The organism is Rhodoferax sp. LB1P47, from assembly GCF_056521445.1.
The window spans coordinates 39,740-61,220 of sequence record NZ_JBWMAU010000019.1 but is presented as its reverse complement, the minus strand read 5'-3'; the positions used below and the strand labels follow the sequence as shown (position 1 = coordinate 61,220).

Genomic DNA, 21,481 nt, shown 5'->3' with positions numbered 1-21,481 from the left:
ATGCATAACGCGGTGGCGGCCTGTGATGACCAGTCACCGCGTCAGCGGTTTAGTTCAACGTGATGTACACCGCAAACCTTGCGGTTTAAATCGGCTACTGAGGTTTAAATCATCCATCGAAATCTCCTGGAAGTGGCTTACAGACTGGTTATTCGAAGGGTTGACTGTATTTTTATACATGTATAAAAATTTTGACAAACTCCGCAGCCGAATAGTTGGTCACTATATCCCGGCCACACTTTGCGTTTTTCGCATATCGGTAGTGATTTTTCCAAAAGTGATGGTGTGAAGAGCTATTGAAATAAGCGTTATTAGTAGTTTTTGCTTGAATATTCGGGTTGGGTTTTGTGGGGCCTGGAGGGCTTGGAATAACGTCCATCCGCCAAAGGGGTAGGAGCACGAATGCGGGTTAGCAGGCGGCACGACAAAGGGCTTTTCAGCGCGCAATCGTGATCCGACCCCTCTGGCTCACACCCGTTCAATCGTTGGGGTTCGCTTCACTTTTGATAGTAAAAAAAAGAGCACGTTGCGCATATTCAATATGCGCCAGTAGCCGTTATAGCATCTAAAAATCGGCCTAAAAACCTGAAACTGGCGAACGCAGCGGCTTTGCTGGCTTACGCCTCACATCCATCGCGCCCCCGCAACCCCCGTCATCCCCAAATACCCATACGCCCGCACATCGCGCCGCTGTCCTACGCCCACCCCGCGCCCGCGCCGACAGACCGCACGCGCACCTCGCCGGTTAATGGGGGATCGACGCAACAACCGCAAGGGGCCCCAATGCAAAACTTTGAACTCACCAGCAGCATGCTCACGATGGGCGGCGCGTTCTATCCCACGGGCTATGTTTTTGCCATGTTCCCGCGCCAGGAAGATGCCCAGCAGGTAGCCGCGCAGCTGCCCGCTGAAAACCCCGACAAGCCGACCCTACAGCTGTCGGCGCAATCCGTGCTGGACAACCTGCCCCACACCACCGCTGCCGCCGATACGCCCCTGCCTTCGGTGGGGATTGAAGCCGCCAGCGTTAGAAAGTATGCGGAATTGGCCCGCCAAGGCCATTGCGCGCTCATGGTGTATGCATCCACAGCCGAGGAATCCGAGGCGGTGATGGTCGCCATCCGCAGCGTGCCGTTTTCCTGCGCCATCAAGTACCGCACGCTGGTGATTGAAGAGCTGAGTTGATTCGGCGGGCGGGGTGGGGATGCTGGCGGGCCCCATACCGCCGTCAACGCCAATCCGCCAAAGGGGTCGGAGCACGAATGCGAGCAGGCAGGCGGTACGACAACGGGCTTTTCAGCGCGCAATCGTGATCCGACCCCTCTGGCTTACGCCCTAGGCGCGATGCCCGGCGCAGCCGGGCCGATCCCTGACCCCGGGTCCCCATCTGTATGCGCCGAGGAGCACAGCTTTGGGCGGCGAAGGGCTGGCGTTGTTTGAGCGCAGCGAGTTTAGCCAGACCCCGCCCAAAGCGAGCACCGCAGGTTCCCGTAGCGAAAGCGAAGGGCGCAGACAGTTGGGGCGCCTTTCTTTTGGTTACGTTTCTTTTGCGCAAAAGAAAAGTGACTGCGCCGCCGGGCGCAACTCCCGGCTGGGGATGCTGGCAGGCACCCAGAAAACGTCAACGTAAACCCGCCAATAAGGGTCAGAGCCCAAATGCGGGCTAAGCCGTGGCCAACGCGCCAGCAACCAGCGCGCAATTGGGATCTGACCCTCATTGGCTCGACCCCGGTGGTTACATCCGCAGCGCCCCCGCATACCCCGTCATCTCTAGATACCCGTGCCCCACCACCTGCCCCTGCGCGTCCAGCAGGCGGCTGAGTCCCTCCCAGTACACGGCCCCCGTAGACCCCCGGCTGTCCAGCTCCTGGTTGTCCAGCACGGCCTGCACGCTGAAGCGGCCCACGGGCGTGTCCAGCACCCATTCGACCGGATAGCGCGCCTGGTTGGCCGGGCTGGTCCAGACGCGGCCCGGGGTGAAGCGGGTTTGGCCGGGCGGGAAGATGGTCAACGCGCCCTGGGCGGTGCGGAAAGAGCCGCCGTCCCACAGGGTGCTGCCGTCTTTGCGGCGGATGCGGAAGGCCATCAGGGCGCTGCCGTCTTGCAGGTTCATGCCCAGCCAGTCCCAGCCCACGGCCTCTGGGTGGAGGTAGGCGTTGCTCCACTCGTGGTCCAGCCAGGCGCGGCTGGTGTCTGGTGCGATCTCGAAGCGCTGGCCTTGCAACAACAGGTGGCCGCTGACCGCCAGTTGCGGCTGGCTCACGTAGTAGCTGGCCTGGTCCGGCTGCGGGCCTTTGCGCGACAAACCTTGCTGGCCCTGTAACACCAGCGGCTGGGTGGGGGCGAGCTGCAGGTGCAGGCCGAAGTCGCGGGCGGGCAGCTCTGCCGTGTAGGTGGTGCCCGTGCGCAGCAGCGACCAGTCGCGCAGGCGCACCGCCGTGTCGGCCTCGCTGGCCTCGGCCACACCAAAACCGGCACGGGCGATGCGCTGGTCGTGCCAGAGCTTTTTGCCCTGTACATCGGTGATGGCGGCGTGGGCGAACAGCAGTTGCTTGGCGGCGAAGCGCGATTGCATCGCCTGCGTGGCGGCCACGCGGCTGCGGAAGAAGGTGAGCTGGAAGCCGAACTCGCGCTTCCCTGATAGCGCCCGCCCGGTGACATACCACCACTCGGTGCCAAAGTCCGGGTGGCTGCCCAGGTCACGGGGGAAGTGCATGGCAGCCGGGGGCAGGGCGAATGCATGGCCACCCAGGCTGGCCAGGGCCAAGATTAAATAGTTGCGCCGATGTATCACCAATCCTCCTTCACCGCTAACACCGCATCCTGCCCGGCTGCCGCCCGCCCAGCCAGCCAGGCCGTCACCGTACCGGCCAGCACCACGGCGGCACACAGCAGCAGCAGGCGGGGCCAGGGCAGGTGCAGGTCCATCGTCCAGTGGAAGCTTTGCGGGTTCACCACAAACACCAGCACCACCGACACGGCCAGGCCCAGCGCCAGCCCGGCGACCGAGCCAATCAGCGTCCAGGCCGCGCCTTCACCGGCCACCACGGTCAAAATCTGCCGCCGCGTCAGGCCCAGGTGGGCCAGTAGGCCGAATTCCTTGCGCCGCGCCAGCACCTGCGCGCTGAAGCTGGCCGCCACGCCAAACAGGCCGATGGCAATGGCGATGGCCTGCAGCCAGTAGGTCACGGCGAAGCTGCGGTCAAAAATCTTCAAAGAGATGGCGCGGATCTGGCCCACCGACGAGAACTCTAGCGGCGCATCCATCAGGGCGCGGACCGCTGCCTGCACATCGGCCTCTTGCGCACCGTCTTGCAGCCACAGGGCGATGTCGTTCACCTGCGTGTCGCCCGTCAGGCGCACAAAGTCGGCCTGCTCCATGCTGATGGCGCCAAACTGGCGGGCGTAGTCGCGCCATACGCCCGCTACAAAAAAAGTAGCTGGTTGCGCAGGTTCTGTCTGCGCTAGCGGGCTAAATGCCTTAGAGAGTGGCGCAAACGTGGTGCCGGGCCGGGCCCCGTACAAATCCACCATCGGCTCGCTCACATAGATGCCGATGTGCCCTGGCGGCACCGGCAGCGCAGGGCCCACCAGCGGCAGGCTGCGGGCGGGGTCGCCCATCTGCCGGGCGATCAGCGCCACGCTGGGTTTGCCGGGGTCGAGCAGCAGGGCGCGGCTGCGCTGGGTGGCCACGCGCTGCACGCCGGGAATCTGGGCGACAGCCTCTACAAATTGGGATGGCAGCGTCAGTGCGTCATTGCCCGCACTGGCGGTGGGGCTGCGCACATACAGGTCGGCGGGCAGCACCACGTCCAGCCACTGCACCATCGAATCCCGAAAGCTGGCCACCATCACCGTCAGCGCCACGGCCAAACTCAGCGAGGCCACCACGCCGCTGACGGCTACGGCCGCGCTTTGCCGCACCCGGCGCGCGCGTTCGATCGCCAGCATGGGCAGCAGCCTGTGCGCGAGCAGTGGGGCCAGCCGGTCGTACAGCGCGGCAATCAGCCAGGGCAGGGCGGTAATGCCGCCCACCAGCAGCAAGGCCACCGACAGGTAGGCCCCCAGCGGAATGCCCCACACCGGCGGGGCCAGCGCCAGCAAAAGGCCTACTGCTATCAAAACCAAACTTTCCCAGCCCGCCGAGCCGCTTCCCACATCTGCCCCCAGCCCTTTCAAAGTTTGCGCCGCAGGCAAGCGCTGGGCCGCCCGCGCGGGCCACCAGCCGCCCACCACAGCCGCCGCCACGCCCAAAGCGCAGTAGACCAGCGCGGCGCTAGCGTCCCACTGCAAGCGCGGGGCCACCCCGGCAAAGTAGCCGCCGCCCAAATCCCCACCCAGCACGCGCAAGGCCAGCGCCGCCAGCCCGGTGCCCAGCGCAATGCCCGCCACGCTGCCCACGCCGCCCAGCACCAGCGATTCGGCCAGCACCAGCTGCAGCCGCTCGCGCCCGGTGAGGCCCAGCACGCCCAGCAGCGCCAACTGCTGCGCCCGCTTGGCCACGCTGAGCGACAGCACCGAGAACACCAAAAACGCCCCGGTGAACAGCGCCACCAGCGCCAGCACCGTCAGATTCACCCGGTAGGCGCGTGACAGGTTGTTGACCCGCTGGGCCGCATCCATCGGCTCGGCGGCGCTGATGCCGGGCGGCAGGGTGCTTACAAATGCGGCGTGGTCCACCCCGGGGCGCAGCCGCAGGTCGATACGTGAGAGCTGGCCCTGTGCGCTGAACGCGTCTTGCGCCGCGCCAATGTCCATCACCGCCAGCGCCGGGCCGGTGGCCGCCACCGTGCCTGCTACTTGCAGGGTCTCCCCGCTGAGAAGCCGCACCGGCTGGGCCAGCGCCTGCTGGGCGGCGGGGTTTAAAAACACCGTGTCGGGGGCAAACAAGGCCATGCGGTCGGCATCCTTGTTCGGCATCGGCATCACACCGGGGGCCACCGCCGCCACTACCAAGGCATCCACGCCCAGCACCTTCAGCGGCACGCGCTGCCCGGCGGTGTCCAGCGCAAAGGTGGCCACCTCCAGCACCGGGCTGGCCACCGCCACGTCGGGGTGGTTGGCCACGCGTTCAAAAATCGCCTCGTCAAACCGCCCCTGCGTGGCCCGCAGCTCCAGGTCCGGCTGGCCGCCCACGGCGCTGACGGCGCTGGAGAATTCACTCAGCGCCGAGGCGTTGATGAGCTGCACCGAAAACGCCAGCGCTACCCCCAGCATGACGGCCACCACGGCGGCCGCGTTGCGCCAGGGGTGGTGTTTGAGTTCTTGCCAGGAGTAGGTGCGCAGCAGGGCGCGCACAGTAGAGGGGATAAAGATGTGCATAGATTTGCTGCTTAAATGATAGCTTCTAGCGCAGTTTTTATATGCGCTAGAGCCCTATTTTCTGTAAATCTATCCACTGCGCCAGCGCCTGGCTGAAGGCCGCCCAGTCGTCTGCGGCCGAGGTGATTGGGGGGCTGCTGCACGCCTGCTCCAGGGCATGGGCCTGGGCCGACAGTTGCGGCGCGCCCAGGGTCAGCAACACGGTTTTCAGGCTGTGCGCCACCCGGCGCAGGGCGGGCATGTCGCCGCTGTGGCAGGCCTGGTTGCCGGTGGCGATATCGTGCGGCAGTTGCAGCAGGCAGCTGGCCCGGTAGAGCCCGAACAGCTCGGCATCCCCGGCAAAGTACTGGTCGATGGCGCTGGCAAGGGCGGGGTCTGCGGGTGCGTGGGGCGCTGTGGCGGGTGGGTCTGTGGCCAAGGCATCTTCCACGCACTGCGTGAGCAGGCTGATAGACACCGGCTTGTCCAGCAGCCGCCACGCGTTCAGGGGGGCCAGTTGCTGCCGGGCCTCTGGGGTGAGGCCGGCGCTGAGCACCACCACTTTGGCCTGGCCCCGCAGCAGGGGCGATTGTTGTAACTGCTGCAGCAGCTCCAGGCCCGAGGCTCCGGGCAGCATCAGGTCGGTGAGGATGAGTTGCACCGGGGTGGCCGCCAGTTGGTGCAGTGCGGCTGCCACGCTGTCGCATTCCAGCAGTTCCAGGGGCAGCTCTTCGAGTGCCATGCGCACGAAGCGGCGCAGCATGGCGTCGTCTTCGACCAGCAGTACACGCGGGAGCGCCATCTGCGGGCGGCTATGCGCTCAGGCGCTGCATGCATTGCGCCAGCAGCGGGGGCAGGTCGGCGACCAGGCTGGGTTTATGTACCACCGGTACGCCGTCGAGGGCAAATGCGTAGGGGGTCAGTTCTTCGGGGGTGAGCGAGGTGATCACCATGACCTGGAGCCTGCCGAACAGCGGGTGCGCGCGCAGGCCCGCCAGCAGGGTGGCGCCGTCAATGCCCGGCAGCAGCAGGTCAACCATCAGCACATCGGGCTGGTACTGTCCGGCCATGATGAGCCCGGCGATGCCGTCGTTGGCGGTCAGCAGCTCGACTGCCGGAAACTGCCGCCGCACCAGCAGCGAGACCAGGTTTTGGAAGTGCATGGAGTCTTCTATCAGCAGCAGCTTGACCGGGCCGGAGGCGCGAATGTGGGGCGACTCTCCTTGGGTGGTGCCGGTTGGCGCGCTGGGGGCGGGTGCCTGGCGGTCGCCGCTGCGCCAGCGTTCTACCGATTGGCGTGCGATGCGGCGGTGGCCACCGGGGGTTTTCCAGGCTTGCAGTTCACCCCGGTCCACCATGAGTTGCACTGAGCGCACCGCCAGCCCAAGTATGTGGGCGGCCTCGATAGTCGTGCAGTGGTCTTCGGCAGTGAGCGCTTGGAGAGGGATGTCAGGTGTCATGGCTGTATTTTAGCGAATACATCAAATTTCGTTAAATAAATCATTTTTTTCATTTAAGTACGGGTGTATGATTAATATATTAAATTATTTATCATTTTTATCCAAGGCCACCATGAAAAAAATTCTGATTGTGGAAGACCATGCCGATATCCGCCGCCTCATCCGCATGACGCTGGAGTTTGAAAATTACGCCATATTTGAAGCCGTGGACGGTGAGCAAGGCATACGCATGGCGCAAGAGATGCAGCCGGACTTGGTCTTGCTAGATGTGATGATGCCGGGGGGCATCAATGGCTTGGAGGTGTGCCGTTTTTTAAAGGCACAGCCCAACCCACCCCGCATTCTTTTGCTAACCGCGCGGGGCCGCAGCGAAGACTTTGAGGCGGGTTTGCTTGCCGGTTCTGATGCGTATTTGGTCAAGCCCTTTAGTCCTTTGCAGTTGATGGAAACCATCGAACACCAATGGTTGGAGGTGCTATGAACCCGGTTCTGATAGATGACGGCCAGCCGCTGATGTCTGAGAACAGCAATAGTTTTTCAGACGCTGCGAGCCAGCAGATGGAGCGTCTGGTGGAAGACTTTGGCCGCATGTACCGGGAGCGTAACGAGGCACTGGAGGAGGTGGCCCGGGCCCACCACGATGCCTTGTTCCGCCTCGCCATGGCGGCCGAGCTCAAGGACGATGACACCGGCGTGCACATCATCCGCATCGGGTTCCTGGCAGAGGCGTTGGCTTTGTTGAGTGGGCAAAACAAGGCGGCGGCACGCATGCTGCGCAAGGCCGCGCCCATGCACGACATCGGCAAGATCGGCATTCCCGACGAGGTGCTCAAGAAGCCGGGTGGGCTGTCTCCCGAGGAGCGCATCGTGATGAACAAGCACCCCGTCATGGGGGCCGAGTTGTTGGGGCGTTCGCGCATTCCGTTGTTTCGCACGGCGGCGGAGGTGGCCTTGTCGCACCATGAGCGCTGGGACGGTACGGGCTACCCCCATGCGCTGGGCGGGGATGGCATTCCCTTGTCGGGCCGGATTGTGGCGGTGGTGGATTTTTTAGATGCGTTGACGATGGACCGCTGCTACCGCCCGGCATTTGACGACGCCACCGCTTTGCAGATGTTGGCCGCACAAAAGGGGCTTGCGTTTGATCCGTATCTGGTGGACGTGGTTTTGGCCAACGCGGACAAGCTGTTTGCTGTGCGCGACCATGTCAACCTGACCCGTCCCACCTTCAACGACCTGGCTGAAACCGATTGAACCCATCAACCCGATAAAAAGAAATTTTGGGATGCAAATAATTAACACCATCGCCAAAGCCGCTCGTCCGATCTTGGCCGCATTGGCATGCAGCGGGCTTGTGGGCTTTGCCTGGGCCGGCAAAATTGCAGACCGGGTGCAGTCTAGTGGCACGCTGCGGGTCTGTATCTGGCCCGACTACTACGGTGTCAGCCACCGCAACCCCAATACCCAGCAGCTCGAAGGCATCGACATTAGCCTGTCGGCCGAGCTGGCCCGCGATTTGAAGCTGAAGTTGCAGTACGTCGATTCGTCTTTTGTGACCCTGGTGGACGACCTGAACGCCGAGCGCTGTGATGTGGCGATGTTCGCCGTGGGCATGCTGGCCCAGCGCATGCAGCAGCTGCGGTTTTCGCGCCCCTATCTGCAAAGTGATATTTACGGCATGACCACCAAGAGCAACCGGGTAGTGCGGCAGTGGGCCGATATTGACCAGCCGGGGGTCCTGGTGGGGGTGCAGGCGGGCACCTTCATGGAGCCCATCATGCGGGCCCAGCTCAAGCAGGCGCAGCTGGTGGTGGTAGGGCCGCCCACCACCCGCGAGCGCGAGCTGGAGGCGGGCCGAATTGACGTCTTCATGACCGACTACCCCTACAGCCGCCGCCTGCTGGACAACGCCGACTGGGCCCGCCTGGTGTCGCCCCCGAAGCCATTCAGCATGCTGCCCTATGGTTATGCAGTCAAACAAGGCGATGACGCATGGTGGGGCAAGGTGGATGCCTTTGTGGAGCACATCCAGCGCGATGGGCGGCTGGACGCAGCGGCCAAGCAGCATGGTTTGTCGGCCATCGTGCGCCGCGATTAACCTGTATGTGGACGCCCTGAACCGTGCCTAACTCTTCTTTACCCACCGTGCTGAAAAAACCAATTACCAGCAGGCTGACCTTGGCCGTCGGCATTCTGTTGACGTTAGCAACCCTGGGCGCCTTGTGCCTGCTGGGCTGGCAAGAATACCAAGCCCGCCTGGCGGATGACCGCCAGCGTGGCGAGCTACAGGCCCGGGTGCTGGCCGACCACGCCACCCGCTCGGTTGAAAGTTTGTCGGTTGCCTTGAAATACCTGTCTACCGACCTGGCCCGGGGGAATGTGTTGGGCGGCTACGTTCGCTCGGATGCCATGCTCTCGCAGGCACTACAGGCCCTGCCATTTGTGCGGGAAATCAGCTTGCTGGATGCCTCGGGCCTGGTGCTCTCCAGTTCGTCGGCCAACGGGGTTGGTGTGCGTATTACCCTTGGGCGAATGGGCCAACTGCCAGCCCCTGGTCAAGAGATGCTGGGTGGTTTTATGTTGGGGCGGAATTTGGTTTCGCTAACAGGCAAACCCACATCCACGTCCCCGAAAGCAAGCGTGGGCTCCATTCCATTTATTCGGGCATTCAACTCCACAGCAGGGCAAAGCCTCACTCTGGTGGCCTTGATCAACCCTGACTTCTTTGCCAACTTTCAGCTACTCACCCTGAATGACGATAAAAATGCCGCCTATCTGCTGGGCTACCAGGGGGGCGTGCTGGCCAGCAGCGGCCCAGGGGCTCTGCCGCCTGGCAGCGATCTGGCACAGCATCTGGCGTTTAGCTTTTATTTACCCCAGATTGAACATGCCAGCTATGTAGGTGCTGGCGTTGCGCCAGCCAGCCAGGTGGTGGCGTTCCGGTTGGCCAAATCCCGGCCGCTGGTGGTTTTGGTAGAGCAGCCCTATGCCAATAGTGTGCGCAGCTGGTTTCTGTCGATCTGCTGGTTTGCAGCAGCTGCGGCATGCCTGGTGGTGTTTATTGTGTTTGTCACCTATTCGGTACGGCGCAGCTTGCTGGCGCGGGAAGCCGCAAATGCAACGCTTACCGCGGCCCGAACCGACCTGGAGCGCCGAGAGCGCGAGCTGCGCGTGTTACTTAAAAGCGTGCAAGAGCTGATTTTTCGCACCGATGCCCACGGCACGATGACTTTTGTCAACGAACTCTGGGAAGTGCTGCGTGGGCAAAGCGTGGACCAGGCCATTGGCCATACGCTGGCGCAATTTGTAGAACCCAACGACCATGCAGCCGTAACCCTGTTGTTTACGCACCAGAAGGGTGCCGGGGTGCGGACATCTACCGCGCATTTGCGCGCGGTAGATGGCGTATTGCACCGCTTTGACATCACGGTGGTGCCGCTGCAAGCCCATGGCCAGATTGTTGGCTTTGCGTGCAGTGCGGTGGACGTGACGGACCGCCACATCGCCAAGCAGGCCTTGCAGCACCAACTGGCGTTTGCGGCCTCACTGCTGGAAATCAGCCCCATGCCGGTGGCCACCATCAACGCACGGGGGCAATACACCAGCGTCAACCGCGCCTGGGAGAGCTTCATGGGATTGCAGCGCGACCAGGTGATTGGTCGGCGTGCCGTGGCCTGCATGGATGAGGCCGATGCCGAGCAGCACGGCAAAAACGATGCCCAGCTGTGGCGCACCGGCGGCACGCTGCGCTACGAGCTCAAGCTCACACACTGCGATGGTTCGCGCCGCGATGTAATGGTGACCAAGGTGCTGCTGTCGGGGGGGGAATTGGGCGCCAGCCTGCTCAGCAGCATGATGGACGTGAGCGAATTCCGCGCAGCCGAGCGCGCCAAGGACGATGCCCGTACCGCCGCCGAGGAATCGTCGCGGGCCAAGTCCGAGTTCATTGCCAACATCAGCCACGAGCTGCGCACGCCGCTGCAATCCATTCTGGGGTTTTCCGAGCTGGGCATGCTGCGCGGCAGCGAGCACCCCAAGCTGCATGCCATGTTCACCGACATCAATGCCTCGGGCGGGCGCATGCTGGCGCTGGTAAACGATTTGCTGGACGTGGCCAAGATCGAAAGCTCGGTCGGTGCCATCACCCTGGAGCGGGCCGACCTGCGCGGGCTGGTGCAGGGCGTGCTGCACGAACTGAGCCCGCTGCTGGATGCCAAGCACATCCAGCTGGTCTACCAACTGGGTAAGCAGCCGCTGATCGCCAAGGTGGACCCGGTGCGCTTCCAGCAGGTGGTGCGCAATATCGCGGCCAATGCCATCAAGGTGTCGCCGATGGGCGGCGAACTCCGGGTGCAAGGCCACATCACCGAAGACCGGCGCATCTGCATCAGTGTGCGCGACCAGGGCACGGGCATACCGGTGGCCGAGCTGGAAAAAATCTTCGAAGCCTTCGTGCAGTCCAGCATTCGCAAAGATGGTTCGGGCGGCACCGGCCTGGGCCTGGCCATCTGCAAGAAGATCATCGATGCCCACGGCGGCAGCATCCGGGCCGACAACGCCACCGAGGGCGGTGCCATCTTCCGCATTTACCTGCCTGCGCGGCAGAGCCTGAACGCCGAAACCACCTACTGACTACTAGCGCACCCCCAGGCTACAGCGCAAGCGCTTTTCGCCACCCCCCTTGCAGGGGGCAACACCAGCAGCCTGGCAAAGCCAGTTCTGCGGTGTTTCTGGACGGTGTGCGTTCTGGCTGATGGTGAGATGGTAAGTTTTTTTGCTATTGTATGTATAGCTGCATGCGCAGTTTCTATATGCGCTAGCGGCCTGTTTTATGTAAATATTCCATCCACCCGCAGCTGTACCACCCGGTCCGCCCGGGCGGCTGCGGCTTGCGAATGCGTGACCAGCACCAGGGCCGCGCCTTGGGCCCGGGTTTGGGCCAGCAGGGCATCCATCACCTTGGCTGCTGTGGTGGGGTCGAGGTTGCCGGTGGGCTCATCCGCCAGCAGCAGGGCTGGGCGGTGCACCAGGGCGCGGGCGATGGCCACGCGCTGGAGCTGGCCACCGCTGAGCTGCTGGGGCAGGCGTTGGCCCAAACCCGCCAAGCCCACGTCGGCCAACAGGCTTTGTACCCGCGCATCGTCGGGCTGCCCCAGCAGCATCAGCGGCAGGGCCACGTTTTGCGCCACGTCCAGGTGCGGCAAAACGTGGAAGGCCTGGAACACAAAGCCCACGTGTTTGCGCCGCAGCAGGGCGCGCTGGTCGTCGCTGAGGCTGCCTAAATCTACGCCGCCGATGTGGACCGTGCCGCTGTCCCAGCTGTCCAGCCCGGCCATGCAGTTGAGCAGGGTGGATTTGCCCACGCCGGATTCACCGATGATGGCGACGAATTCACCGGGCTGCACGTGCAGCGAGACGTTGGAAAACACGCTGCTGTCGCCGTAGCGTTTGCTTAGGTTCTCAATGCGCAGGCTCATAGGGATGCCTCTACCCGCGCCAGCACCTGTTGCAGCGCATCCGGCGAATCACAGGCCACGATATGGCGCTGCGGCATGCTGCGCAGCCAGGTCACCTGGCGCTTGGCCAGCTGGCGTGTGGCGAAGATGCCCCGGTCGCGCAGCTCCAGCATGGGCAGCGTGCCGTCCAATGCCTCCCAGGCTTGGCGGTAGCCTACGCAGCGCATGCTGGGCAGGTCGGGGTACAGGTCGCCACGGGCGCGCAGGGCCAGCATTTCGTCCATAAAACCCCCGGCCAGCATCTGGTCAAAGCGCAGGGCGATGCGCGCGTGCAGCCAAGCGCGCTCAAAGGGTTCTAAGGAAATAAGGGTGGTAGCGCTTATTCTGTGTGCGCTAGCAGCTATGTCTTTTGTAGCATGGAAGCTGGACAAGGGCTGGCCGGAGGCGCGGTACACCTCTAGCGCACGCTGGATGCGCTGGGTGTCCATCGGTTGCAGGCGGGCGGCGGTGGGCGGGTCTACCAGGGCCAGCTGGGCATGCATGGCGGGCCAACCAGCCACAGCGGCCTCGGCCTCGATGGCGGCGCGCAGGGCCGTGTCGGCACCCGGCATGGGGTCGATGCCGTCAAACAGCGCCTTGAAGTACAGCATGGTGCCGCCCACCAGCAGCGGCAGGTGGCCCCGGGCGGTGATCTCATGCAGCAGGCGCTCGGCATCCGCCACAAATTCGGCGGCGCTGTAGGCTTGCAACGGGTCGCGGATGTTGATCAGGTGGTGCGGCGCCTGGTCCAGCTCGGCGGCGCTGGGTTTGGCGGTGCCGATGTCCATGCCCCGGTAGACCAGGGCCGAATCGACGCTGATGATTTCCACCGGCCAGCGTTGTGCAATGGCCAGGGCAGCTGCGGTTTTGCCAGATGCCGTGGGGCCCGCCAGGGCGATGCAGCGGGGCAGGCGTTCAGCAGGCATGGCGCAGTGCCTTGCCGCGTGCGCCGCAGGGCGTGCGGGTGGCGGGGTCGGGCGTGGGGGTGCCATCGGCGTCCATGCGCACCGCCACTGTGCTCCAGCTGCGGATGCCGCGTTTGTCCACCGTCATGCGCAGCAGCCAGCCCAGCTTGGCCGGAGGTGACTCAAAACCGTCAAACACCAGGTTGCCCAGGCTCCAGATGACCGGCTTGCCTAGCACCAGGTCGGCCCCCTGGGTAACGTGTGGGTGGCCGCCCACCACGGCATCGGCCCCGGCTTGCACCATCAGTTTGGCCAGGTCGCGTTGCCGCTGGTTGGGCCCTGGCTCGTTCTCCCAACCCCAGTGCATGAACGGAATCACCACATCGGCTCCGGCGGCGCGGGCGGCGCGGATATCGGCCACCACGTGGCTGTCTTCGCTCCAGGCCACGCCGGGCCAGGTGGCCCCGGCCTCGAAGGAGCGGGGCTTGAATTCGTCGTAGCCCAGCACGGCGATGCGGATGCCGTTTTTTTCAATCCAGTACGGCTTGTGCGCCTCGGTGAGGTTGGCACCGCCGCCAAAGGCCGCAATGCCCGCCGTGCGCAGGTGGCCTAGCGTTTCCATGAAGGCCTCGCGGCCAAAGTCGCCGCTGTGGTTGTTGGCCACCGACATCGCGTGGAAGCGGCCTTTCAATACGTTGACGGTGTTGGGCGCAGCGCGGAAGGTGTAGATCTTGTTGTCCAGCGGCGTGCCGGAGGTGGGGCGGGCGATGGAGGTTTCCAGGTTGCCAATGGCCACGTCGGCACTTTTTAAAATTTCTGCAATCGGGGCCAACGGGTCGCCGCCCGCCGCGATCAGGCGGCCCGGGCCGTCGTCCAGCATCACGTCGCCGCCAAAGATAATTTCTATGGACGGGGGGGCGCTGTGGGCCAGCAAAGGTAGGCACAGCAGCGCGGTCAGCAGGGTGTTTTTCATCATTTTGTCCAGCCACACCAGTAATAGAGTTCGCCGTCGCGGATGGGCTCATACACGCGTTGCAGCCCGGTGAAGCCGTAGCGGCCATTTCCAGAGGATGGAGTGGGTGGATACAGGTAGTCGGCCTGGTGCAGCAGCACCGCGCCTTGCGGCGGCTCGCGGTCGGCGTAGGTGTAGAGCTTGATGGCGTGGTTGCGCTCAACCACCAGGCGGAACATAAAGTACGAGCCGATGGACACCGGCGCTACGGTGTAAGGCGTGGCGGTGGGCTGGGCGCTAATGACCTCGGTTTCCCCGCCGTAGCTGACATGGCAGGCCACGGTGTCGGCCTGGGCGAGGTTGCCGGTGAGTGCGGCCAAGAGTAGCAATCGTTTCATGGACAGATTGTCTATCAATGTTTTTGGAAATAAAAAAACCGCCCGAAGGCGGTTGTTTTTAGGGTGTGGGGCTTTATGCCTGGATGCGATTTTTGCGGCGTACCACCCACATGCCCACCAAGCCTAAGCCCACCAAGGCCAGGCTTTCTGGCTCGGGTACGGCGTTGGCGGCGGTGACCGACCAGTCGCTGGCGATAAATTGAGTGCTAATGCCTTGATTTTCAGAAGCTACGACGCTGAGGTGGCCTGCGATGGAATAGATGTAGTCGGTATAGCTGTAGTCACCATTCAAGATGTCGGAGTTGATGAACAGAAAGTTATTTTCTGTGCCGTCAAATGAAGCTACGGCACCGTCATACCAGCCGATGTTGTTGTTGCTAAATGCCGCCGTAAACAGCGTGCCGAGAAACGCGGTGCCGTTGTAGCTGACGGACACATTGCTCAGGTTGGTGATGAGGTTGCCATTGGCTTCGCCGGTAAACGTGCCCGTGATAACGCCGCCGGTGCCTGTAACCGTTTCCGAGAAGTTGTAGGTGACGGGCGTGGCTTGTGCGCAAAAGCCAGACACGAGTGCCAGGGTCATGGCGATGGAACGGATGGACTTGATCATTTTTTCCTGCGATGGATGGAAGTCACTTTGGTAGTGAACTTGCTGCAATAATTATTGCAACAATTTGTAAAAAGCAGAAAGCGTGCCAAGGGGCGGACTCTTTTTAAATCAATGTGTTACAGACTTCTTACAAATTGAATGTAAAAAAATCCGACATAAATTGCCCGCCTGCATCCGGGTATTTACAGTTGCAGGGGGCGTTGCCGCAAGGGCTTTTTAACGCCCGCGCATGAACAAGGCGTCCAGCTCCTTGATGCTGATCTGCCGCCAGGTGGGCCGCCCGTGGTTGCACTGGTCGGAGCGGTCGGTGGTTTCCATCTGGCGCAGCAGGGCGTTCATTTCCTCCATCGTCAAACGGCGGTTCGCCCGCACCGCGCCGTGGCAGGCCATCGTGCCCAGCAGTTCGTTCTGGGCGCGCTGGATCACGGTGCTGGCTTCGTGCTGGGCCAGTTCGGCCAGCACGCTGCGGGCCAGCTCGGTGGCGTTGCCTTGTACCAGGGTGGTCGGCACGGCCCGCACGGCCAGGGTTTTGGGCGAGAACGGGGTGATCTCCAGGCCCAGCGTGGCCAGGGTGTCGAAGTGGGCTTCGGCGGTGGCCACCTCTTGCGGCGTGGCGGCAAAGGTCACCGGGATCAGCAGTGGCTGGCTGGTGATGCGGGTATCCACCATTTGGGTTTTTAGCCGCTCGTAGACGATGCGTTCGTGGGCGGCGTGCATGTCCACAATCACCAGGCCCTGCGCGTTTTCGGCCAGGATGTAGATGCCTTGCAGCTGGGCGATGGCGCGGCCCAGGGGCCAGACTTCGGTGGCGGGCAAGGGCTGCGCGGGCGCGGGTTCTGCTGGGCGCACGGCGGCTGCGGGCTGGATCGGCCACAGCGCCTCCATGTCCGACACGCGGTGTGTGCTGATGGGCGCTATAAATTGCATAGCTGCTTGCGCAGGTAGCATATGCGCTAGCGGCCTATTTTCTTTAAATATTTCGGACGCAGGTGCAGTCGATGCCGGGGCTGCCAGTGCCGCTGCCGCACGCGGAGCCGCCAGGGCGGCGTCCACCGCGCGGCGCACGGCCTGGTGCACTTCGCGGCTGTCGCGAAAGCGCACTTCGATCTTGGTGGGGTGCACGTTTACGTCCACCCGCGTCGGGTCGATTTCTACATACAGCGCGTAGATCGGCTGGCGCTGGCCGTGCAGCACGTCTTCGTAGGCGCTGCGGGCGGCGTGGGTGATGACCTTGTCGCGCACAAAGCGGCCGTTCACGTAGGCAAATTGCTGGTCGGGCCGGGCGCGGGCGGCGTCGGGTATGCCCACCCGGCCCCACACGCGCACCGCTTGGCCACCGTCATCGCGCATGCTGCTCAGGTAGTCCACCGCCACCGATTTGTCTTTGAAGTCGTCGCCCAGCACGTCGCGCAGGCGTTCGCTGATGGCGTCGATGTTGTTGGGGGCAGGGCAGGCACGCCATTGTTCGACCAGCTTGCCCTCGTGCCAGATGGCAAAGCCCACGTCGGGCCGGGCCAGGGCGTGGCGTCGCACGGCCTCGATGCAGTGGGCCAGTTCGGTGGCATCGGTCTTGAGAAATTTGCGCCGCGCCGGGGTGCTGAAGAACAGCTCTTTCACCTCCACCGTGGTGCCGGTGCTGCGGGCCACGGGCTTGAGTTCGCCGCTGCGGCCATCCAGCAAAAAGGCGCTGGCTTGGCCGCTAGCCCTAGAAGATATTGCCATGTCAGCTATGGAGTTGATAGCAGCCAGCGCCTCACCCCGAAAGCCCATCGTGCCCACCGATTCCAGCTCGCGCAGGTCGCGGATTTTGCTGGTGGCGTGGCGTTTGAGGGCGATGGGCAGCTCTTCCATCGGGATGCCGCCGCCGTCGTCTTCCACCGCAATCAGCCGCACGCCCCCGGCCAGCAGGCGCAGGGTGACCTGCGTGGCCCCGGCATCCAGCGCGTTATCGACCAGCTCGCGCACCACCGAGGCGGGGCGCTCGACCACTTCGCCAGCGGCGATTTGGCTGATGAGTTCATCGGGCAGCTCGCGGATGGCGCGGCGAGGAGGGGGCTCAGGGCGGGGAGGGGTAGGGATGGGGGCGTTCACCCGGTGATTTTAGGTTGCGTGGCGGTAGGTGGTTTGCTATGAATTAAATAGCTACTTGCGAAGGTGGTATATGCGCTAGAGGCCTAAAACATATAAATAAGGCAGGCCCCCACCCCGGCCCTCCCCCGGCGGGGAGGGAGGAAGGCAGGGTGCATTTACGCCAAGGCGGTGTCCAGCACCATCATCAGCACAAAGCCCAGCATCAACCCGCCGGTGGCCCAGGCTTCATGGCCTTTGCGGTGCGACTCGGGGATGATTTCGTGGCTGATGACGAACAGCATGGCCCCGGCGGCAAAGCCCAGGCCCCAGGGCAGCAGGCTGGCCGACTGGCTGATGGCAACCGCGCCCAGTACCGCGCCCAGCGGCTCCACCAGACCCGACAGCATGCCCAGCAGCACCGCAAAGCCGCGTGTGTACCCGGCGGCCAGCAGTGCCACGGCGACCACCAGGCCCTCGGGCACGTCCTGGATGGCGATGCCGGTGGCCAGCGCGGTGGCGCGCAGCGGGTCGGTGGCCGCAAAGCCCACGCCAATCGCCAGGCCCTCGGGCAGGTTGTGCAGGGTGATGGCAAACACAAACAGCCAGGTGCGGCGCAGCACGTGCGAGGGGCGGCCTTCCACGCCTTTGATGAAGTGCTCGTGGGGCAGCAGCTTTTCCATGGCCAGCAGCATGGCCCCGCCCAGCAGGATGGCCCCGCCGATGGTGCTGCCTGCCGCCCAGCTCCCGGCACCGGCGGCGCGGGCTGCGGCCAAGCCGGGGATGATGAGCGAGAACGCGCAGGCCGCCAGCATCACCCCGGCACCAAAGCCAAACAGAGTGTCTTGGGCGCGGTCGGACAAATGCTGTGAAAACAGCACCGGCAGCGTGCCCAAAGCGGTGGCCAGCGCCGCGATGGAGCCGCCGATCAGCGCGTTCAGCACCAGCGGGTGGGCCAGGCAGTAGTGCCAGAAGTGGCTGGCCAGCACGCCCGCACCCAGCAGCGCAATGCCGATGCCGAGCAGTTTGCGCAGCAGCCGTAGCAAGAACAGCGGGTCTTTACCGTTGCTGCGCCACATGGTTTCGGGGGTGTTCATGGCAGGGCTCCACGGCGGGTATCAAGCGCGCGCGGCCTGGAAGCGTTGGGCCACTTCGGCCCAGTCCACCACGTTGTAGAAGGCGGCGATGTAGTCGGGGCGGCGGTTTTGGTAGAGCAGGTAGTAGGCGTGTTCCCACACGTCCAGCCCCAGGATGGGGGTGTTGCCGTGCATCAGCGGGCTGTCTTGGTTGCCGCTGCTCTCTACCACCAGCGTGCCTTGCGGGGTCACACTGAGCCAGGCCCAGCCGCTGCCGAAGCGGGTCAGGGCGGCCTTGGTGAAGGCTTCTTTGAAGGCCTCAAATCCGCCCAGGTCGGCGGTGATGGCCTCGGCCAGCGCGCCCGTGGGCTGGCCGCCGCCGCTGGGCGACATCACGCGCCAGAACAGGCTGTGGTTGGCGTGGCCGCCGCCGTGGTTGCGTACCACCGGGCGCAGGGCTTCGGGCAGGATGTCGATGCGGGCTACCAGCGCTTCCACCGGCAGGTCGGCATAGGGCGTGCCGTCGATGGCGGCGTTCAGGTAGGTGATGTAGGCCTGGTGGTGCTTGGTGTGGTGGATCTGCATGGTCTGGGTGTCGATATGCGGCTCCAGTGCGCCATAGGCGTAGGGCAGGGCGGGCAGGGTGTGGGGCATGGGAAGTCTCCGGGTTAAAAAATCAGTGCCAGCGGCCGACGGGATGGCTGCTGGCCGTGAGCAGCGCGGTGATGGCGGGGTGTGGCCCCCAGGTGCGCTGGTACAGCAGCAGGGCGGCGTGGGTTTCGCGGCTGTGCCGCCAGGCGGTGTGGTGGGCCCATTCCAGTGCCGTGCGGTGGGCTTGGCACAGGTGCAGTACGGCTTGCGCGGGCAGGTGGACCTGGATGTACAGGTCGGCCAGGTTGTGCTGGGTGACCACCAGTGCGGCTAGGCAGTCGTCGCTATGTTTGGGGTTCGCGTGGCAGTCGTCCAGAAGCAGGTCTTGGGCGATGGCCAGGGCCTGCTGAAAGCTGAACAGCGCCAGTTCGGGCTGCCCGGTCTGGATGGCATGGATGCCGCGCTGGGCCACGCGCTCCCATTGGGCAAGGCTGGTGGTGTGCGGCGCGCGCGGTGTGCGGCTTGGCGCAAAAGAAGGGGTCATGCAAAACATCCATAGTGCAGGGGCCGCTGGATGCGACACCGGGCCCTTTGCGGTGAATGGAGTTCTGCGTATTCAGGCCATCAAATGATAACCGTTCGTATTTAATATATCTATATCTATAGCTGAATGCGGGTGCTGGTGGCTAGTTCCAAGCCTTGCGCTTGCATGCTGCTAAAGAACGCGTCGTGCTGGGCCTGGAAACCCGCCACCGGTCCCATGCAGTTGGTCAGCAGCACGATGCGCTGGGGTTTGTGGCGGGCCAGATGCGCCACGATGTCCTCGGTGGTGGCGCGCACGCAGTGGCTGCTGGCTTCGCCGGCGATCAGCAGCACGTCGGCCTGGTCCATGGCGGCCATCAGCGCGTGGTTCAGGCCGGTGGCCTCGTCATGCGGGTCGGGTACTTCGGCCATGACGGCGCTGTAGTGCTCGGTCCAGGGGTTGCTGCCTTTGGTGAGCTTGGTGGCGATGGCGCCGTGCAAATCCTCCCAGGCGTTGGTGGCGGCGTGGATGTCGGCGTGGATGTTGTGGCCCCAGGTGCCGATTTCGCAGTGCACCGGCCAGACCATCAGCGTGTAGCGGCCCCGTGCCTCCAGGGCGTCCAGATAGGCCAGCGTGCGGCCCAGCGCCGTGGGCTGGCGTGGCAGGTACTGGCCCGCATGCACGGCGGCGGCGGTGATGCTGGTAAACGGCGGCACCGCGCTGCCATCGGCCTGCTGCCAAAAGGTGGGGTGGGCAATGTCCAGCCGGTGGTGCGAATCCAGGGTCAGGGTGATGTCGGTCAGCTTTGTTGCATGGGCGCGGATGAAGGCCGCCAGGCGCTGCATATCGGCGTGGGCACCGGCCACCGGCAGGGCGGGGGCACCATCGGGCACATCGCAAAAGTCGTTTTGCGGGTCGATGATGAGCAGATGGGTGTGGTGCGTCATGGCGGGCCTGGGTGGGTTGTGTGTCAAGAGCTGCGGGTGGCGGAGCTGGGGCGGATGTTTTGCACTTGCTCATAGACCGTCATGGCCATCGCGGCCAACAGGGCCAGCAGCAGCACGGCGGCCAATACCCAGGGCGCACGGCTGCGGCGGCGGGCGGGCGGCTGGGCGGGAAGGGGTGGCATCACATACGCAGACTTTGTGGGTGTTGGTGCCGGTGCCGGAGGGGGGGCGGGTTCCGGGGTGGCCGGAGCGGGTGGGGCCACTGGCTGCAGTGGCGGGGGTGGTGCAGGCTGGGCGGCGGGTCTGGCCATCGCTTGTTCCAGCAAGGACATACGCTGGGGGGCCGACAAGGCCGCAGCACAGTGGCTGCAAACGGTTGCAGCGTTGGCGTTTTCGGTTTTACAGGCGGGGCAAATGAGGCTCATGGATCTGTGTGGTGTGTGGCGCAATGTCACATGATGACAGCAGCCGACCCCGATAATTGCGCCCATGGACATTCTTATGCAACTTCTCGACTTCATTCTCCACGTAGATAAATACCTGGAGGCCTTTGTAGCCAACTACGGCATGTGGGTGTATGCCCTGCTGTTTTTGATCATCTTTGTGGAGACCGGCGTGGTGGTGATGCCGTTTCTGCCCGGCGATTCGCTGCTGTTTGTGGTGGGCGCGATGTGCGGCGTGGGGCTGATGTCCTATCCACTGGCCGTGGGCTTGCTGCTGGCAGCGGCCATCCTGGGCAACCAGTGCAACTACGCCATTGGCCGCACGCTGGGCCCCAAGGTGTTCCAGTGGGAAGACTCCCGGCTGTTCAATAAAAAAGCCTTCTACCAGGCGCATGCGTTTTACGAGCGCTATGGCGGCGTGACGCTGGTGGCCGCCCGCTTTATGCCGTTTTTGCGCACCTTTGCGCCGTTTGTGGCCGGGGTGGCCATGATGGGCCGGGCCAAGTTCACGTTTTTTGACGTGCTGGGCGGCGTGCTGTGGGTGGTGGGCATCATCACCATCGGCTACTTCTTTGGCAACTTCCCGTGGGTCAAGCAGAACCTGGACAAAATCATCTGGGCCATGATTTTGATTCCCGGCATCGTGATTGTGCTAGGCGCGGTGAAAAGCCGCATGGCTGGCAAAGCATCTAGCGCCTAGTGCTTAAATTTTA

At 63.7% G+C, this 21,481-nt stretch carries 21 protein-coding genes; 6 read left to right on the top strand and 15 right to left on the bottom strand.

What is annotated here, in order from left to right:
* The first annotated feature begins 783 nt into the window (after positions 1 to 783).
* Positions 784 to 1,185: an RNA-binding protein gene (locus AC0969_RS17305; RefSeq protein ID WP_479625400.1), complete on the top strand. Its 402-nt coding sequence runs from the start codon at positions 784 to 786 to the stop codon at positions 1,183 to 1,185.
* A 550-nt stretch (positions 1,186 to 1,735) separates the two neighbouring features.
* Here the strand turns inward: AC0969_RS17305 and AC0969_RS17300 are convergent.
* The 4 genes from AC0969_RS17300 to AC0969_RS17285 all read right to left on the bottom strand — a co-directional run bounded on the left by AC0969_RS17300 (position 1,736) and on the right by AC0969_RS17285 (position 6,761).
* Positions 1,736 to 2,716 (bottom strand): lipocalin-like domain-containing protein, encoded by a 981-nt coding sequence (locus AC0969_RS17300; RefSeq protein WP_479625399.1) that lies wholly within the window; start codon positions 2,714 to 2,716, stop codon positions 1,736 to 1,738.
* Positions 2,717 to 2,790: 74 nt separating this feature from the next.
* Positions 2,791 to 5,322: an ABC transporter permease gene (locus AC0969_RS17295; RefSeq protein WP_479625398.1), complete on the bottom strand. Its 2,532-nt coding sequence runs from the start codon at positions 5,320 to 5,322 to the stop codon at positions 2,791 to 2,793.
* 46 nt (positions 5,323 to 5,368) lie between these two features.
* Positions 5,369 to 6,103 (bottom strand): Hpt domain-containing protein, encoded by a 735-nt coding sequence (locus AC0969_RS17290; protein WP_479625397.1) that lies wholly within the window; start codon positions 6,101 to 6,103, stop codon positions 5,369 to 5,371.
* 10 nt (positions 6,104 to 6,113) lie between these two features.
* A complete protein-coding gene (locus AC0969_RS17285; protein ID WP_479625396.1) occupies positions 6,114 to 6,761 on the bottom strand; it encodes a response regulator in 648 nt (215 codons plus the stop codon).
* Positions 6,762 to 6,873: 112 nt separating this feature from the next.
* Between AC0969_RS17285 and AC0969_RS17280 the strand changes: the two genes are divergently transcribed.
* From AC0969_RS17280 to AC0969_RS17265, 4 genes are read left to right on the top strand one after another with little or no spacing between them, the layout of a single operon-like run.
* The gene (locus AC0969_RS17280) at positions 6,874 to 7,242 is read left to right on the top strand and encodes a response regulator transcription factor (protein WP_479625395.1); all 369 of its coding nucleotides are present in this window, start codon (positions 6,874 to 6,876) and stop codon (positions 7,240 to 7,242) included.
* On the top strand, positions 7,239 to 8,015 hold the full coding sequence (locus AC0969_RS17275) for an HD-GYP domain-containing protein (protein WP_479625394.1): 777 nt from the start codon (positions 7,239 to 7,241) through the stop codon (positions 8,013 to 8,015). The genes AC0969_RS17280 and AC0969_RS17275 overlap by 4 nt, the downstream gene beginning before the upstream one ends.
* Before the next feature lie 31 nt (positions 8,016 to 8,046).
* Positions 8,047 to 8,859 (top strand): ABC transporter substrate-binding protein, encoded by an 813-nt coding sequence (locus tag AC0969_RS17270; RefSeq protein WP_479625393.1) that lies wholly within the window; start codon positions 8,047 to 8,049, stop codon positions 8,857 to 8,859.
* Between the two features lie 47 nt (positions 8,860 to 8,906).
* A complete protein-coding gene (locus AC0969_RS17265) occupies positions 8,907 to 11,393 on the top strand; it encodes an ATP-binding protein (RefSeq protein WP_479625392.1) in 2,487 nt (828 codons plus the stop codon).
* A 197-nt stretch (positions 11,394 to 11,590) separates the two neighbouring features.
* Here the strand turns inward: AC0969_RS17265 and AC0969_RS17260 are convergent, their stop codons facing one another.
* From AC0969_RS17260 to AC0969_RS17210, 11 genes are all read right to left on the bottom strand, one after another.
* On the bottom strand, positions 11,591 to 12,238 hold the full coding sequence (locus tag AC0969_RS17260; RefSeq protein ID WP_479625391.1) for an ABC transporter ATP-binding protein: 648 nt from the start codon (positions 12,236 to 12,238) through the stop codon (positions 11,591 to 11,593).
* Entirely contained in the window at positions 12,235 to 13,182 is a 948-nt protein-coding gene (miaA, locus tag AC0969_RS17255) for a tRNA (adenosine(37)-N6)-dimethylallyltransferase MiaA (RefSeq protein ID WP_479625390.1), read from the bottom strand. The genes AC0969_RS17260 and miaA overlap by 4 nt, the downstream gene beginning before the upstream one ends.
* Entirely contained in the window at positions 13,172 to 14,134 is a 963-nt protein-coding gene (locus tag AC0969_RS17250) for a CapA family protein (protein WP_479625389.1), read from the bottom strand. The genes miaA and AC0969_RS17250 overlap by 11 nt, the downstream gene beginning before the upstream one ends.
* Complete coding sequence (locus AC0969_RS17245) at positions 14,134 to 14,511, bottom strand: hypothetical protein (RefSeq protein ID WP_479625388.1); 378 nt, start codon at positions 14,509 to 14,511, stop codon at positions 14,134 to 14,136. The genes AC0969_RS17250 and AC0969_RS17245 overlap by 1 nt, the downstream gene beginning before the upstream one ends.
* Positions 14,512 to 14,584: 73 nt before the next feature.
* Positions 14,585 to 15,121 carry a PEP-CTERM sorting domain-containing protein gene (locus AC0969_RS17240; protein ID WP_479625387.1) on the bottom strand — a complete coding sequence of 179 codons (537 nt, stop codon included), beginning with the start codon at positions 15,119 to 15,121 and terminating at the stop codon, positions 14,585 to 14,587.
* 216 nt (positions 15,122 to 15,337) lie between these two features.
* On the bottom strand, positions 15,338 to 17,212 hold the full coding sequence (mutL, locus tag AC0969_RS17235) for a DNA mismatch repair endonuclease MutL (RefSeq protein WP_479625386.1): 1,875 nt from the start codon (positions 17,210 to 17,212) through the stop codon (positions 15,338 to 15,340).
* Positions 17,213 to 17,367: 155 nt separating this feature from the next.
* Entirely contained in the window at positions 17,368 to 18,267 is a 900-nt protein-coding gene (locus tag AC0969_RS17230) for a ZIP family metal transporter (RefSeq protein WP_479625402.1), read from the bottom strand.
* 39 nt (positions 18,268 to 18,306) lie between these two features.
* Positions 18,307 to 18,918, bottom strand: coding sequence for a superoxide dismutase (locus AC0969_RS17225; RefSeq protein ID WP_479625385.1), 612 nt, complete (start codon positions 18,916 to 18,918; stop codon positions 18,307 to 18,309).
* Positions 18,919 to 18,940: 22 nt separating this feature from the next.
* Positions 18,941 to 19,399 carry a hypothetical protein gene (locus AC0969_RS17220; RefSeq protein WP_479625384.1) on the bottom strand — a complete coding sequence of 153 codons (459 nt, stop codon included), beginning with the start codon at positions 19,397 to 19,399 and terminating at the stop codon, positions 18,941 to 18,943.
* Positions 19,400 to 19,515: 116 nt separating this feature from the next.
* Positions 19,516 to 20,325, bottom strand: coding sequence for a cysteine hydrolase family protein (locus AC0969_RS17215; RefSeq protein WP_479625383.1), 810 nt, complete (start codon positions 20,323 to 20,325; stop codon positions 19,516 to 19,518).
* A 23-nt stretch (positions 20,326 to 20,348) separates the two neighbouring features.
* Positions 20,349 to 20,750, bottom strand: coding sequence for a hypothetical protein (locus tag AC0969_RS17210; RefSeq protein ID WP_479625382.1), 402 nt, complete (start codon positions 20,748 to 20,750; stop codon positions 20,349 to 20,351).
* 64 nt (positions 20,751 to 20,814) lie between these two features.
* Between AC0969_RS17210 and AC0969_RS17205 the strand changes: the two genes are divergently transcribed.
* Positions 20,815 to 21,468: a VTT domain-containing protein gene (locus tag AC0969_RS17205; protein ID WP_479625381.1), complete on the top strand. Its 654-nt coding sequence runs from the start codon at positions 20,815 to 20,817 to the stop codon at positions 21,466 to 21,468.
* Positions 21,469 to 21,481 lie beyond the last annotated feature (13 nt).

What these genes read in the sequence shown, in the direction of transcription:
- AC0969_RS17305 (WP_479625400.1), top strand. Translation starts at nt 784, where the DNA reads ATGCAAAACTTTGAACTCACCAGCAGCATGCTCACGATGGGCGGCGCG.
- AC0969_RS17300 (WP_479625399.1), bottom strand. Translation starts at nt 2,716, where the DNA reads ATGCACTTCCCCCGTGACCTGGGCAGCCACCCGGACTTTGGCACCGAG.
- AC0969_RS17295 (WP_479625398.1), bottom strand. Translation starts at nt 5,322, where the DNA reads ATGCACATCTTTATCCCCTCTACTGTGCGCGCCCTGCTGCGCACCTAC.
- AC0969_RS17290 (WP_479625397.1), bottom strand. Translation starts at nt 6,103, where the DNA reads ATGGCGCTCCCGCGTGTACTGCTGGTCGAAGACGACGCCATGCTGCGC.
- AC0969_RS17285 (WP_479625396.1), bottom strand. Translation starts at nt 6,761, where the DNA reads ATGACACCTGACATCCCTCTCCAAGCGCTCACTGCCGAAGACCACTGC.
- AC0969_RS17280 (WP_479625395.1), top strand. Translation starts at nt 6,874, where the DNA reads ATGAAAAAAATTCTGATTGTGGAAGACCATGCCGATATCCGCCGCCTC.
- AC0969_RS17275 (WP_479625394.1), top strand. Translation starts at nt 7,239, where the DNA reads ATGAACCCGGTTCTGATAGATGACGGCCAGCCGCTGATGTCTGAGAAC.
- AC0969_RS17270 (WP_479625393.1), top strand. Translation starts at nt 8,047, where the DNA reads ATGCAAATAATTAACACCATCGCCAAAGCCGCTCGTCCGATCTTGGCC.
- AC0969_RS17260 (WP_479625391.1), bottom strand. Translation starts at nt 12,238, where the DNA reads ATGAGCCTGCGCATTGAGAACCTAAGCAAACGCTACGGCGACAGCAGC.
- miaA (WP_479625390.1), bottom strand. Translation starts at nt 13,182, where the DNA reads ATGCCTGCTGAACGCCTGCCCCGCTGCATCGCCCTGGCGGGCCCCACG.
- AC0969_RS17250 (WP_479625389.1), bottom strand. Translation starts at nt 14,134, where the DNA reads ATGAAAAACACCCTGCTGACCGCGCTGCTGTGCCTACCTTTGCTGGCC.
- AC0969_RS17245 (WP_479625388.1), bottom strand. Translation starts at nt 14,511, where the DNA reads ATGAAACGATTGCTACTCTTGGCCGCACTCACCGGCAACCTCGCCCAG.
- AC0969_RS17240 (WP_479625387.1), bottom strand. Translation starts at nt 15,121, where the DNA reads ATGATCAAGTCCATCCGTTCCATCGCCATGACCCTGGCACTCGTGTCT.
- AC0969_RS17230 (WP_479625402.1), bottom strand. Translation starts at nt 18,267, where the DNA reads ATGTGGCGCAGCAACGGTAAAGACCCGCTGTTCTTGCTACGGCTGCTG.
- AC0969_RS17225 (WP_479625385.1), bottom strand. Translation starts at nt 18,918, where the DNA reads ATGCCCCACACCCTGCCCGCCCTGCCCTACGCCTATGGCGCACTGGAG.
- AC0969_RS17220 (WP_479625384.1), bottom strand. Translation starts at nt 19,399, where the DNA reads ATGACCCCTTCTTTTGCGCCAAGCCGCACACCGCGCGCGCCGCACACC.
- AC0969_RS17215 (WP_479625383.1), bottom strand. Translation starts at nt 20,325, where the DNA reads ATGACGCACCACACCCATCTGCTCATCATCGACCCGCAAAACGACTTT.
- AC0969_RS17210 (WP_479625382.1), bottom strand. Translation starts at nt 20,750, where the DNA reads ATGAGCCTCATTTGCCCCGCCTGTAAAACCGAAAACGCCAACGCTGCA.
- AC0969_RS17205 (WP_479625381.1), top strand. Translation starts at nt 20,815, where the DNA reads ATGGACATTCTTATGCAACTTCTCGACTTCATTCTCCACGTAGATAAA.